12 protein-coding genes are annotated in these 13,591 nt (G+C 65.1%); 5 read left to right on the top strand and 7 right to left on the bottom strand.

The features are described from left to right. The first annotated feature begins 108 nt into the window (after positions 1–108). On the top strand, positions 109–1,191 hold the full coding sequence (locus QW863_RS19840) for a glycosyltransferase family protein (protein ID WP_315717196.1): 1,083 nt from the start codon (positions 109–111) through the stop codon (positions 1,189–1,191). On the opposite strand, the gene QW863_RS19835 is transcribed toward QW863_RS19840, so the two are convergent. Together QW863_RS19835 and QW863_RS19830 are read right to left on the bottom strand one after the other, a co-directional pair. Further along, positions 1,136–2,269: a glycosyltransferase gene (locus QW863_RS19835; protein ID WP_315717195.1), complete on the bottom strand. Its 1,134-nt coding sequence runs from the start codon at positions 2,267–2,269 to the stop codon at positions 1,136–1,138. The genes QW863_RS19840 and QW863_RS19835 overlap by 56 nt on opposite strands. Beyond that, positions 2,266–3,408: a glycosyltransferase gene (locus tag QW863_RS19830; RefSeq protein WP_315717194.1), complete on the bottom strand. Its 1,143-nt coding sequence runs from the start codon at positions 3,406–3,408 to the stop codon at positions 2,266–2,268. The genes QW863_RS19835 and QW863_RS19830 overlap by 4 nt, the downstream gene beginning before the upstream one ends. A 237-nt stretch (positions 3,409–3,645) precedes the next feature. Here QW863_RS19830 and QW863_RS19825 point away from each other — a divergent pair, with 237 nt between their 5' ends. From QW863_RS19825 to QW863_RS19810, 4 genes are all read left to right on the top strand, one after another. Further along, a complete protein-coding gene (locus QW863_RS19825) occupies positions 3,646–5,016 on the top strand; it encodes an LptF/LptG family permease (RefSeq protein WP_315729366.1) in 1,371 nt (456 codons plus the stop codon). A 44-nt stretch (positions 5,017–5,060) separates the two neighbouring features. Next, the gene (locus tag QW863_RS19820; RefSeq protein ID WP_315717192.1) at positions 5,061–6,266 is read left to right on the top strand and encodes a pyridoxal phosphate-dependent aminotransferase family protein; all 1,206 of its coding nucleotides are present in this window, start codon (positions 5,061–5,063) and stop codon (positions 6,264–6,266) included. A gap of 76 nt (positions 6,267–6,342) precedes the next feature. Further along, positions 6,343–7,560, top strand: a complete 1,218-nt coding sequence (locus tag QW863_RS19815) for a radical SAM protein (protein ID WP_315717191.1) — start codon at positions 6,343–6,345, stop codon at positions 7,558–7,560. A gap of 171 nt (positions 7,561–7,731) precedes the next feature. Then, complete coding sequence (locus tag QW863_RS19810) at positions 7,732–9,231, top strand: B12-binding domain-containing radical SAM protein (RefSeq protein WP_315717190.1); 1,500 nt, start codon at positions 7,732–7,734, stop codon at positions 9,229–9,231. 26 nt (positions 9,232–9,257) lie between these two features. On the opposite strand, the gene QW863_RS19805 is transcribed toward QW863_RS19810, so the two are convergent. From QW863_RS19805 to QW863_RS19785, 5 genes are read right to left on the bottom strand one after another with little or no spacing between them, the layout of a single operon-like run. Continuing rightward, on the bottom strand, positions 9,258–10,376 hold the full coding sequence (locus QW863_RS19805; RefSeq protein ID WP_315717365.1) for a glycosyltransferase: 1,119 nt from the start codon (positions 10,374–10,376) through the stop codon (positions 9,258–9,260). Positions 10,377–10,403: 27 nt separating this feature from the next. Next, positions 10,404–11,198, bottom strand: coding sequence for an SDR family NAD(P)-dependent oxidoreductase (locus tag QW863_RS19800; RefSeq protein WP_315717189.1), 795 nt, complete (start codon positions 11,196–11,198; stop codon positions 10,404–10,406). Positions 11,199–11,210: 12 nt separating this feature from the next. Next, entirely contained in the window at positions 11,211–12,050 is an 840-nt protein-coding gene (locus QW863_RS19795; RefSeq protein ID WP_315717188.1) for a MaoC family dehydratase, read from the bottom strand. A 16-nt stretch (positions 12,051–12,066) separates the two neighbouring features. After that, a complete protein-coding gene (locus tag QW863_RS19790; protein WP_315717187.1) occupies positions 12,067–13,281 on the bottom strand; it encodes a beta-ketoacyl-[acyl-carrier-protein] synthase family protein in 1,215 nt (404 codons plus the stop codon). Position 13,282: 1 nt separating this feature from the next. Further along, on the bottom strand, positions 13,283–13,549 hold the full coding sequence (locus tag QW863_RS19785) for an acyl carrier protein (RefSeq protein ID WP_315717186.1): 267 nt from the start codon (positions 13,547–13,549) through the stop codon (positions 13,283–13,285). Between the last annotated feature and the right edge of the window lie 42 nt (positions 13,550–13,591).

Raw genomic sequence — 13,591 nt, 5'->3', positions numbered from 1 at the left:
ACGGTCCTGCGGGACTGTCGGCACAAGGAATGAACGGGCCGATGGTGAATTGTCTTTCGCGGCGCTGGCCGCCGCTTCACCGGCCTGCCGGCGCGTCGGTCTGAAGTCATGGCGCGCATTCTCTATGGCGTGCATGGGACCGGCCGGGGGCACGCGATCCGCGCCTCGACCCTGGCTCAGCATTATTCCCAGCACGACTTCCTGTTCGTCTGTCATGGAGAAGCGGCGCGCCTGCTCGGGGGCCAATTCCGGGTGTTCGAGTGTCCCAATCCGGTCACGCCCGTGGGCTCGCATCGGGTCGATGCTCCGGCGGCGTTGCTGCGTACCGCCGCGACACTCAGCAACGGCGCACATTGGCGCCGCCGGGTCGAGCAGGCGGCCGAGGCCTTCGTCCCGGACTTGGCCATGACCGACTACGAGTTCTTCGTGCCGCAAGTGGCGCGCAGGATGGGAGTGGCTTGCCTGTCGCTCGACAACCAACATGTCATCACCATGGGACGGATCACATGCCCTCTGGGCCAGATGTTGAGCCGGTTAGCGACGGCTGCGGCGGTCCGGCTTCTGTTCAGTTCGGCCGACCAGTACCTCGTCTGCAATTTCTTCGACGTTCCCGCGCGGGCGGCGAGCCCCTGGCTTCGGCAACTGCCGCCGCTGCTGCGGCGCGACGTCGTTGCGCGCCGGCCGACGCCGGGTGACCACGTCGTCGCTTATCAGGGCTATCCGACGTTCCCGGCCTTCGTCGAGCATCTCGCCACGCTTGGCCGGCCTGTCCGCGTCTACGGCCTGGGCGAGCGCTGCAGCCTGGGTCGCGTCGTCTTCAAGGCATTCGACGAGCAATCGTTTCTCGATGATCTGGCGTCCTGCGCCTTCGTCGTCTGCGGCGGTGGCCATACGCTCATCTCCGAGGCGCTGCATCTCGGCAAGCCGGTGTTGTCGATTCCGGTCCGTGGCGCCTTCGAGCAGTTTCTCAACGCGTACTATCTGGAGCGGCTCGGTTACGGCATGCGTGCCGATCTGGCGACTTTCTCGTCGCGGATCCTGCACGAATTCGAGGTGCGGCTGGAGAGCTATCGCGCCCGGATCGGTCACGGAGATTTCTGCGGCAACGATGCGGCCTTTGCCGCGATCGACGCGTTCATCGACGGCCGTTGGCGCCGCTCCCCGCGCTCCGGGCCTCGAGCACGGACTTGAACAGCGTTTCGTAGGCTTCGACCACGCGATCCGAGCCGTATTGCGACAGCGCGCGGATCGCGCCCGTCGCGGCAACGCGGGCCCGTTCCTCGGGATGGGCGACGACGTGGCCGATGACCTCGGCGAGCGCGTCGGGATTGCCGGGCGGCACCAGCCAGCCGTCGACGCCGGAGGTGATCAGGCTGCGAAGCCCATCGACCGGCGAGGTAATCACCGGTTTGCCCATGGCCATGGCCTCGAGGACCGCGAGCGGCAGACCCTCGAAATAAGTCGGATGAACGAAGATATCCATCGCAGCGATCCAGTCGCGAACGTTGCCGCGGTCGCCGGCGAAGACCACGTGATCGGCGATGCCGAGCGCGCGCGCCTGCTCCATGAGTTGCGCGCGATCGGGTCCGTCGCCGACCAGCCAGAGGCGAACGTCCGAACACGCCAGCTTTGCGAACGCCTCGAGGAGATCGGGGTGGGCCTTCTGTGGGTGCAACCGTGCGACCATGCCGAGGATGGTGGTGGCGCTGCCGCCATGGTCCCGGCGCAGGGCGGATGCTGCAACGGAACGGTCACGGTCGTCCGCATCGACCCCGTTCGGAATGACCTGAACCTGGTCGCGCCGGACACCTTCATGCGCGAGCGAGAAGGGAACGATTTCGGCGCTCTGGAAGGCCACGCGGTCGGCCCAGGCCGCGGTCTTGCGATCGAACCACAATTGCAGCCGCGGCTTGTCCGCGTAGCGGGCGGTCACAGTCGAGACAATCGGGGCGATGCCGGCGACGCGAGCGGCGGTACGTCCGATCAGATCGCCCCACGGGAGTTCGGTGTGGACGAGATCCGGCCGGCGCCGCCGCAATTCCGCGGCGAGGTGCCAAAGACCGATCAGGCCGTACAGGCGCGGCCGCCCGATGATCTCGACGCTGGCTCCGGCGGCGCGCATGGCAGCGACGACCTCTTCGTTGAATATCTCGTTGAGGCAAATGATGTGCTGGATGTGGCCGCGCGCCGTGAGGCCGGCCACCACGCTCCGCAGCATGGTTTGAGCTCCGCCGCGATCGAGATTGTCGAGGATATGAACGATCTTCATCGCAACGGGGCTCCCACGCGCAGTGCTGCGTCCTTCAGGCCGTCGCGATACAATGTCGCGTAGGCATCCGCCATGCCATCCAGTGAGAAATGCTCGCGAACGTGCCGCAAGCCTGCCTGGCCGATGTCGGCTGCCCGGGCGGGATCCGCCAGGATATCCATCATGCAGCGTGCAAGAGCGTCGGCGTCGCCCGGCCTGACCATCCAGCCGGTTTTGCCGTGGATCACCAGTTCGCGGATGGCGTCGACATCGGAAGCGACCACCGGCCGGCTCGCGGCCATGGCCTCCATCAGTGCATTGGGCATGCCTTCCCACAAAGAGGGAAGCGCGAAGAGATCGACGGCATCGAGGATGTCGCGCACGTCGCGCCGGGTGCCCGCGAAGCGGACGAACGTCGTTATCCCGAGCTCGTCAGCTTCGCGCTCCAAGGCTGCTCGACACTCACCGTCGCCGACGAGCCACAGAACCGCGCCGGGGTAGCGCTCGCGAACGAGACGGAAGGCGCGCAACAGATATTGTTGTCCCTTGGACGGATGGAGGCGGGCGACGGTCGCGAGCACGGTCGCTTCCGCGGACGTCCGCAGTTCCCTGCGCACGTCGCCGGGTGGCCGGCGCGCCGTCGTGATCGAAACGCCATTGGGAATGTAGACGACCTGGCCTGCGCGTATGCCCTCGTGGCGGATCGCAAACGGCACCGCCTCGCGGTCATTGAAGACGACCGCCCTGGCCAAGTGTGCGGTGCGGCGATCAAGCCACCTCTGCCAACTTGGTTTGTCGACGTTCCGGCCACGGATGGTAGAAAAGACCGCCGGTACCCCCGTCAGCCATGCCAGCAAGCGGCCGATCATGTCGGAGGTCGGCAGTGCCGTCTGCACGACCTGTGCCGGCCAGGTCCGGAGCTCCTGCGCCAGGCGCAGCAGCCCGGGTCCTGCCCACAGACGGCCTTCGCCGATGATTTGAACTTCGGCGTAAGGCGCTAGACGTTCGAGGATTTCGGGATGTGCGATTGCACGCATGCCGTAGACGCGCACTGCGAAACCGCGCGCGGCCAGCGCCGGCACCAGGAGAGTCAGCCAGTTCTGGGTCCCGCCGACACCAAGATCGTCGATGAAAATCGCGAGATTGATGAGCTTCTGCATTGCTGCTCAGTGAGCCTACGCTTCGTGACGACAGTACCGCGTCGGTCGGTTCCGTCGGCGGTTGGTCGGGGCGTCCACACGGCGGCGGTCGGATGGCTGTGGACGTGGAAAATTGTCCAAAGACGTCATTGCCGCGAACCATTGACCGTATTCGGCCGCTGCCCGCAAGAGCTGCGCGAAATGTGGATGGCCGGCGGCGTTTTCAGGACATGCTCGCCAAGATAGTATAATTTTCGTATGTCTAGTGTCGGCGGTAAGAGACAGCCGCCGGCAATACGGCTTTGGGGGCCGTGGTGGGAACGATTCCTAGGAAGGACCGTCCCCCCGGAGTGGAACTGCTGCCAGGGGCGAAGCGTGCTAGTTGGGGTCATTGACAGATATCTGACACGGCAGATCTTGCTTGCTTCGGCAGTCGCCGTTGCGGCTGTCGTCGCACCGGTGATTCTGATCTCTCTGATCAGCCATCTGGGCGAAGAGGCGCTCTATACCAGCTTGGTGTGGCCCGCGCTCGCCAGCACTGGGCCGATGATCCTCTTCCATGTTCTCCCGGCGCTGGTTGCGATCGCGATCGTCTGGTCATACGGCAGGTTTGCAGCAGATGGGATCCTGATCGTGATCTATTCGAGCGGTCGCTCGACCTTCGCTGCGCGGTTGCCGGGCTTTGCCGTCGCGTTCGCCGCGATGGCGCTCGGCTATTTGCTGACCTGTTGGGTCGTTCCGCTAACCTCAGGGCATCTCCACGACGTGCTGTTCTCGCTGCGGCGCGGGGTAAATCCGGCGTTGCTCAAGGTCGGCGTTTTCAATCAGTTCGATCATGGTCGTCAGGTCTTCTATTTCAGGAACTACATCAAGGGCAACGAGCTGGCCGATGTCTTCATCCGGCAGGCGATGTCCGACGGCGAGGAGCGGGTCTTCAAAGCTCGTTACGCGGTGTTCGAAAGGCAGGGGGACGAAAGCGGCTTAGTGCTGCTCGACGGGACCGTTCAGAGTTTGCGGAGCGGACAGTCGGAGGTCAGGGGCGTCGCCTATGCTCGTATATTCGTACCACTGAACGAATATGGCTTCGGAGGCGTCAAGCGTGACTATACGATCATCGACGAAGTGCCCCTGCAGGACTTCCTCGATGGCCGTTCCAAGGCCATGGCCGACCCGGGGACGGCGCGCGAATGGATTCATGAGGCTCTCAACCGCCTGGGAATCCCGCTTCTCGCGCTCCTCCACACCTGGCTCGGCCTCGAACTGCTTCCCATCTGGCGCAGCTTCGGCGACAGCCGAGGTCCGCGTGCCTTGCTCGTCTGCGCCGCGATCGGGGCGCTGCATTTCTTCATGGTGCTCACCATCGAGCAGACGCTGGTGGACTTGCGGACGACATGGGCGGTCGGCGGGCTCTTTCTGGCCGAGCTGGCGCTGGCACTCATCCTCGCCCTCAGGCGCCGCGGCGGGGCGATGGCCGCACCGTCCGCCACGCCCGCCGTTTCGATGCGGCTCGGAATGACCGGCGTGCCGGCGCTGCACGCCGGACTAGCTTTGTGGGACGGGGGCGCCGCCGCTCTTGCCAATGGACCGCACGATCAATTGCCGAACGCGATCGCGCCGCCGTGTCCTTGACTGGTAGTTCAGGCGACTCATCGATTACTTGGACGGATCGGCTTATGGACAACGGTGGAAACGGGATATTGGCGCGTGCAGATCGCCTCGGCAACTCGCTGGAGAGGTTGGCCGATTCGCGAACCAACCCGCTGAGCATCGTCGTCGATGATGTCGTGGACACCGTCACCGCTATGGTCGCAGGCCGCCGAACGTTGATGTTCGGTACCAACAGCTATCTTGGGCTCAACTTCAATCCGGCGTGCATCGAGGCCTCGGTCGAGGCTGCGCGACACTACGGGACGGGCTCCACGGCTTCGCGGGTCGCTGCAGGCAATCACCGTCTCCACGTGATGCTCGAGGAGGACATCGCGACCCTCTATGGTCGGCGCGACGCGGTGATTTTCAGCACGGGATTCATGGCCAATCTGGGCGTGACTTCGGCGCTCGCCCGCAAGGGCGACATGATTTTTGTCGATGCCCATTGCCACGCAAGCATATTCGATGCCTGTCGGTTGAGTGGCGCCCAGGTGGAGAGTTTCGCTCACAATGACCGCCGCGATCTCGACAGCCGATTTGCGCGCAGCAACGTCCCCGGACCGCAGACATTGGTGATCTGCGAGGGGCTCTACAGCGTTCGAGGCGACCTTGGCGAGCTCAAGGGGCTGACGACCGTCGCGCGGCGCCATGGAGCGGTGGTCATCGTCGACGAGGCCCATTCGCTCGGCATCTATGGGCGCTACGGCCGCGGCATCGCGGAACATCTCGGCGTCGAAGCCAATGTCGATGTGATCGTCGGCACCTTCAGCAAGAGCCTTGGCGGAATCGGTGGTTACGCCGTGAGCGATTCGAGTGCGTTGCGCGCGCTGCGCTTCATGAGCAGGCCGTATCTCTACACCGCGTCGCTCCCACCTCCGATCGTGGCGGCGGCGCGGCGGGCGCTTCACCTCATCGGAGGGGAGCCGAAATTGCGGGACGACCTCTGGCGCAACGCGCGAGCCATGCATGACGGCCTCGCCGGGATCGGCATCCGACCATGCGCGGACCCCGGCCCCGTGGGGAGCATCCGGATGCCGGGGCTGGCCGCCGGCTATGAATTCTGGAAGGCACTGCTCGATCGCGGCATCTACGTCAATCTGTTGGTGCCGCCGGCGACACCCGACGGAGACGTGGTGTTGCGCTTCAGCGTCTCCGCTGCCCACACGCCGGATCAGATCCGGGCGGCGGTCGACGCCGTGGCCCAGGTGTCGAAGTTGGTGAAGCTGGCTTGATTGGAAGATGATGCTGGCGCCGCACGGCGTCGCGGCTTCGGATCGGGCTTGATGGGACGACGACGGTCGGGAAGTCATGGCAAAGACGAGCAGCCTGGGGATACTAACTGCGGCGCGCTACGCGCGACGAGTCCTTCCGCATCCATGGATCGCAACCAAACTGATCCAGATGGAGGCTGACAAGCGGATTTTCAGCAAGTTCCGGATCAGTCGTGCGGAAGGCGAGGCCGGTAGGATTCGCCAAGCGAGCTTCCGTCTGACCGACCGCTGCAATCTGCGCTGCCATACCTGCGGCCAGTGGGGCGACAATGGCTATCTGCTCAACTCCAGCCTCCGGCATCTGAAGGAGCGCGAGATCCCGACCGGTCGCTATCTCGAATTGCTGCACGACCTCGTCGACCATGGTCATGGCCCGCTGGTCTACTTCTGGGGCGGCGAGCCGATGCTCTATGACGGCATCCTCGACCTGATCGAGGGCGCTACCGAACTCGGGCTGCCGGTGAGCATCGCGACCAACGGTACGCGGGTGGCTGCCTCCGCCGAACGGCTGGCCAAGGCGCCGCTCTTCCTGTTGCAGGTGTCGGTCGACGGCCATCGCGCTGACCTGCACAATGCGCTGCGACCGGCCGCGGGGGGCGGCGGCGACAATTTCCACGAGCTTTGCCGCGGGCTGGATGCGGTTGCCGAGGCGCGGGCGAAGCACGGCCGCGGGCTGCCCTTCATCGCCGCCCTGACCGTGATCTCGCAGGCCAACTGCAAGCATCTGGTCGACATCTACGATGCCTTTCGGGACAAGGTCGATCTGTTTGTCTTCTATCTGTCATGGTGGATCGACCAGGGTAACGCGGAGGCGCACGAGAAGGATTTCTTTCGCCGCTTCGGCTTCTATCCGACCCGCCATCACGGCTGGGTCGGAAACTGGAAGCCCAGCAGCACGGAGGCGCTGGACGATCAGCTACGGGCGGTGATGGAACGATCGTCCGGCTGGTCATCGCCTGCGGTCGCGTTGATTCCGCCGATCTCCGGCTCTGACAAGCTGACGACGTATTACACCGATCACCAGGAGCACTTTGGCTATGACGAATGTGCGGCGATCTTCCAGGCGGTCGAGATCAACAGCAACGGCGATGTCTCGCCGTGCCGCGACTACCACGACTACGTCGTCGGCAACGTCAAGACGTCGACGATCACCGAATTATGGAATTCCGAGCCGTACAGGAAGTTCCGGGCGAGCATCGGTCGCGACGGGCTCATGCCGGTCTGCGCCCGCTGTTGCGGTCTGATGGGATACTGAGCGGCTGCGGTCGGCAGGATCGGGAGGGAATTCATGGCAGCGACACGATGCAACGTCCTCCTCGTCTATCCTCGCTTCGATCTGACGTCGTTCTGGAGCCTGACGACGACGTGCCGGATTGCCGGCAAGCGGCGCATGGAGCCTCCGCTCGGCCTGATCACCGTCGCGGCGATGCTGCCGAAGGAATGGTCGGTCCGCCTCATCGATCGCAATGCGGAGGAGGTAGGCGAATGCGATCTCGCCTGGGCCGACATGGTCATGACCGGCGGCATGATCCCGCAGCGAGCCGACACGCTGCGCCTGATCGAACTCGGTCAATCCCACGGCAAACCGGTCGTCGTCGGCGGGCCCGACATCACCTCCAGTCCGGATGCCTACAGTCATGCGGACTTTCGCATGCCGGGTGAGGTCGAAGCGACGATGGCCGCCTTCATAGAGTCCTGGGATGCGGGCGAGCGCCGCGGGCTGTTCGAGGCGGAGAAATTCACCGTCGATGTGACCAGGAGTCCGCTCCCGCGTTTCGACCTTCTCAAGCTCGACCATTATCTGGCTTTGTCCGTCCAGTTTTCGCGGGGCTGTCCGTTCATCTGCGAGTTCTGCGACATCATCGAGCTCTACGGACGGGTGCCGCGCGCCAAGACCGTTGAACAGTTGCTCGGCGAGCTGGAGAATCTCTACCGGCTCGGTTATCGCGGCCATGTCGATTTCGTCGACGACAATCTGATCGGCAACAAGAAGGCGGTGAAGCAGTTTCTGCCGCATCTCTGTGCCTGGCAAAAGGCGCACGGCTATCCCTTCACGTTCAGCACGCAGGCCTCGATCAACCTCGCCGACGACGATGTCCTCCTGCACTTGATGCGCGACGCGAATTTCGGGGCGGTCTTCATTGGGATCGAAAGCCCCAACGAGGACGCACTGCTGTCCACCCAGAAGAAGCAGAATATGCGGCGCAATCTCGCCGACTGCGTCCACAAGGTTTACCGTGCCGGAATGTTCGTGACCGCAGGTTTCGTGGTTGGATTCGACAACGAACACGAGCGGATCGCCGACGAGATGGTCTCCTGCATCGAAACGGCCGGGCTGCCGATCTGTATGGTCGGCCTGCTGACCGCGCTGCCGCAGACCCAGCTCTCGCGACGACTCGAACGCGAGGGGCGGCTGAACCCTGACGTCGATTTCAGCTTCGTCAGCAGCGCCGATGGCGGCGATCAATGCACCGAGGGCCTCAATTTCCGAACCGCCCGGGCGCGGCGCGACGTGTTGGGCGACTACCGCTCGATATTGGAACGGGTCAATCGGCCTGCGGCCTTCTTCGGCCGGATCCGGGCGGTCGCCCGCCTGCTGGTCCCGGCTCGCATCAATGCCTCGGTGCCCTGGCGGGTGGTTTTGAACGATGCGGCGACGGTCGTGCGCCTGCTCTGGTTCGTGGCCGCGCGGCGGCCGGACCTCCTGAGCGGATTCCTTGCGACCATCGCCGAATGCGCAATCCGCAATCCGAGGGCGCTCAAACAGGTGGTCTCGCTATTTCTACTCTACCTCCATGTCGGGCCGTTCTCCAAAGAGGTGATCGCAAGCCTGAACCGGCAGATCGGATCAATCGATGCCGGCCTTGCGCGTCGGCATGAACCGCCGGCGGTGATCGGTCAGGCGGCGGTCCGATCGGGCCTCTGATCAGGCGGTCTTGTCAGGCGGTCTAGTCAGGTGGTCTTGGCGGGAACGTCGAACGGCAGTCCGGCCCAGGTCACACGGCGGTCGAGCAGCGCCTTCAGCCACATCACGGGAAGCAGGACTTCCCGGCACAATCCAGAGAGTGGGGACATCCAGGACCAGCCCCAGCCTTTGGCCGCGAAGAAGGTGACGTCGAGCAAGACCCAGCCGAGCAGGGTCCCGCCCGCCATCAGCCACCATGGCATTCCGAAGGCTGCAGCGCCCACGGCGGCGCACAGGGCCGTGAAAGCGCCACTGACCAGCGGCTCGCCGCAGAAGGCCAGCGGTGCCTGGATTCGACGAATGACCATCCAGCGCTGGTGGCGGTCCCAGACTTCGCTGAACGGCCGCTGGCCGATCGCCTGACGGATCTCCTTGGCTGCGAACACCGTTCGCAGGCCGAGGCGTCCCAGCCCTTGCGACAGCGCGTGATCGTCGCCGAAGGCCGAAGCCATCAATCCGATGCCGCCCGCCCGCGCCAGATCTCGCCGGTCGAACAGCATGACCTTGCCGAAGCCGACGTTTGCGCCGGCGGCGGACAGTGCCAGCGTCAGCGGAGCGGCCTGCCCATTGAGAAACGCTCGCTCGAGTTCGGCGGCGAATCCGGTCGGGGCGACGGCAACCGGGATCGCGCAGACGAGGCCGACGCCGGCGGTCAGGTTCGTCATCAGATCGGCGAGTTGGTCGGGGCTCAGGAGAATGTTCGAATCCTTGATCAGGATCAGGTCGTGTTGCGCCGCTGCGATGGCCGGCGCGAGATTACTGACTTTCGGGTTCGGAGTGATGCGCTCGTTTCCGGTCAGGATCCGCGCGCCGACCGCCGGGAATTGCGCAGCGACCTGCCGGGCGATCTCGATCATCGGCGAGCGGACTTCCGCGGCGGCGACCAGAATCTCGCTTTGCGGATAGACTTGCGCGAAGGCGGACGTGAAGGCCGCTTCGGCTTCGAACTCCAGCCGGCGGATTGGGATCACGATCGAGACCGGCGGTCGATCATGTCGCGTAGCCAACCTGTGCCGTAAGCGAGGGTGCGCCAATGCGGCAGAGATGGTCGTGATGCGAAGAGCACAGGAGATCGCCCACCATGCCGCTGCGGCGACCGGGAGCATCGAGAGCGCGTCCATCGCCGGCGCCTGTCACTCGTTGTAGAGTTCGGTGCGCTCGGGCACGTCGACATGGACTGCGGCGAACGCAAGGTCGGTCAAGCGCCGCGGCAACAGGCGGGTCAAATGCAGACCGAAGGCCAGCAGGCGGGGGAATGCGATGACCGCATCGCCGCGCTCCAGCCGCCGCCGTATGATGGCGGCTGCACGGTCGGCGCTCATGATGAGGGGCTTCGGACAGACGGTGTCGCGGTTGAGCGCCGTGTCGACGAATCCAGGCGCAACGGTGCTGATGGTGACGCCCTGGGCGGCAAGAGTAGGACGAAGCGACTCGGCATAGGCGTGAAGGCCGGCCTTGCTGGCGCTGTATGCGGGACAGGAGGGCAAGCCGCGCAAGGCGCCGATCGACCCGATGACGGCGATCATCCCGCGCCCGCGCATGCACATCCGCTCCGCCAGGGGATCGATGGTGTTGATGGCGCCGATCAGGTTGATTGCGATCACGTTGCGCACGACGGCCGGATCTTCCCGCAGCCGGCCGATGCCGAGCCCAGCGGTGACCCCGGCGCCGGCGATCGCGAGCCCGATCGGGGCGGCGTCGTCGACGGCGCGGATCCATCCCGCCATTCGATTGCGATCCCGGACATCGATCGACGCGGTCGTGACGGCTGCGCCGTTGGCCCGGCATTGTGCTGCCGTTTCTTCCAGGCGGCCCTCGTCCCGGCCGGACAGCGCCATGTGGATCCCTGGCGCGGCATAGTTCATCGCGAGCGCGCGGCCGATGCCGCTGCTGGCTCCGGTGATGACGATCGAACTGGAGGCGGACATGATGTGCGATCCTCAGCCGTCGTGGCGCGCCGCGATTTCAGCGACGCATGCTGCGTACCCCGCATCGGTCGAGACGATAACGCGCAGGATCAACTGCTCGGCGCGACCGCTACCCGGCACGTCCGACGGCATTCGCTTGACAACACGGCCGGAGAAGAGGAGGCGGCTGCCAACTGGAACGGGCAACAGGAAATTGCCATGGATGCGATTGATCCGCAGTGCCGGCATCCAGTCGCGGAGCGCGCCTTCGATCTGCCCCATAGCCAGCATGCCGTGGATTATCAGGCCGTCGAGACCTGCGGCGCGAGCCGTCGCGGGATCGCTGTGGAGCGGATTGTCGTCGAGCGATGCCGCCGCGTAGCTCTCGGTCTGCGCGATGTCGATCGGCCCGGTCTCGATCACCGGAAAGCTCGAGTCCGGCATCGGGCGCGAGCGGAGTGCGGCGTCGCGTGCTGCGTCGGGACGAAACGTGCGCAACAGTGTGTCGAGCGTTGCGACGATCCGCCCTTCGGAATCGCACACGGTCCCGCCCAAGAGCGTCCGGTCCGTTGGGGTCCGCGCGCGACGGGCTTCGACTGCGAAGCCGTAGTCGCGATCGGGGCCGAGGCCTTCATGATAGGTGAAGGTCTGCGATTGCTGCACGACGATTTCATCGGTGAGCCCGAGCCTGCCGATCACGGTTGGTCGGATTGCGGGAAGGCTGAGCCAGCGGATCGGAAAGGAAAACGGTACGGGGCCGAAGCCGCGCTGCAGCCCCAGCGCGGACACGAAGGCAGCGACGTCCGCCCTGTCAGCGCGGACCGCAATCGGACCGATGCTGACCTGATCCTGCGCGCTGTCCGGCCCGCTCACATCAGATCCCTCAGGGTCAATCCGCCCGCGCGACGGCGAGGCATGCGTTGACGCCTCCGAAGGCGAAGGAGTTCGAGATGGCGACGCGGATCGGCATCGCGCGCGCCGCATTGGCGACCGGGTCGATGCCGCATTTCGCATCGGCACCGAGCCAGTTGATGGTCGGCGGCGCAATGTTGTCGCGCATCGCCATGATGGTGATCGCCAGTTCGATCGCCCCGCCGGCGCCCAGTGCGTGGCCGTGGATCGGCTTCGTGGACGACACTGCGAGGCGGGGCAGCCGGTCGCTGAACACGCGCTGCAGCGCCTCGGCCTCGGCGATATCGTTGGCGACGGTGCCGGTGCCATGGGCGTTGACATAGTCGATATCGCCGGGCGTCAGCCCGGCGTCGGCGATCGCCTGTTCGATCGCGGACCGAGCGCCATTGGGGTCGGGACGAACGATGTCGAAAGCATCGCTCGACGTGCCATAGCCGACGATCTCGGCCAGCGGTTCGACGTTGCGTCGGCGCGCGGTCTCGAGTTTTTCGATCACCATGATGGCGGCGCCCTCGCCGAGCACCATGCCGTTGCGGCCGGTGGAGAAGGGCCGACAGGCATCAGGGGTCAGCACTCGCAGCAATTCCCAGGTGCGGATATTCAGCGCGGTCATCGACGATTCGCTGCCGCCAACGATCGCCCGCTCCACCGCGCCGGACCGGACCAGCGAGGTACCTACTCCGATCGCCTGGGCCGATGAGGCGCAGGCGCTGGTGATGGTGAAGGTCGGGCCAGTGCAGCCGTAGCGTATGCTCAGGTGCGAGGTGGCGGCGCTGCTCATGATGCGCGGAATGGCCAGCGGATTGAGACGGGACTTCGTCGCGTAGGCGCTGTAGCACTGCTCGTCGATGGTGGTGATGCCGCCGACGCCGGTTCCGAGAATCACGGCGGTCGTCGGTCCTTGGCGCTCCTCGCGCGCAAGGCCCGCCTGGGACAGGGCTTCATCCGCAGCGACGATGGCAAGCTGCGCGTATCGGTCGCAGAACGGCAGAACCTTGGCCTCGACATAGCTCTCCGGGGCGAAGGATTTGATCTGCGCTGCGAGCTTGATCTGGTTCGAGCCCGGCCGCTCGAACTCGAGCGGTCCCACGGCGCTTTGTCCGTCGCGGGCTGCGCGCCAGAGGGCGTCAATGCCCTTGCCGGTCGCGCAAGCCGCGCCCATGCCGGTGACGACGACGCGAGGGCGCGACACGTCAGCTGCGCTCCACCAGAATGCGGGCTTCGATCTGTTGCACGAATCCGCTCAGGTCCTTGACGTCAGCGATGCCGCCGTCGATCGGCACATAGACGCCGAACTTCTCCTCGATCGCCATCAGGATCATGACGACGTCGATGGATTGGATCTCGAGACTCTCCAGCGTCGCATCGGGGATCGTCTTGGCCGGGTCGATCTTCCCTTCGCTGACAATGACTTCAAGGATCTGGTCGGCCAGGGAGGCGGCAAGAGCGGCCTTTTCCACATTCGATTGGGTCAATCGTGCCTCCGATTGCGTGCCAGGTTG

Source organism: Bradyrhizobium sp. SZCCHNR1017, from assembly GCF_032381375.1.
GTDB lineage: Bacteria > Pseudomonadota > Alphaproteobacteria > Rhizobiales > Xanthobacteraceae > Bradyrhizobium.
This window is presented reverse-complemented; position numbering and strand designations above follow the sequence as displayed.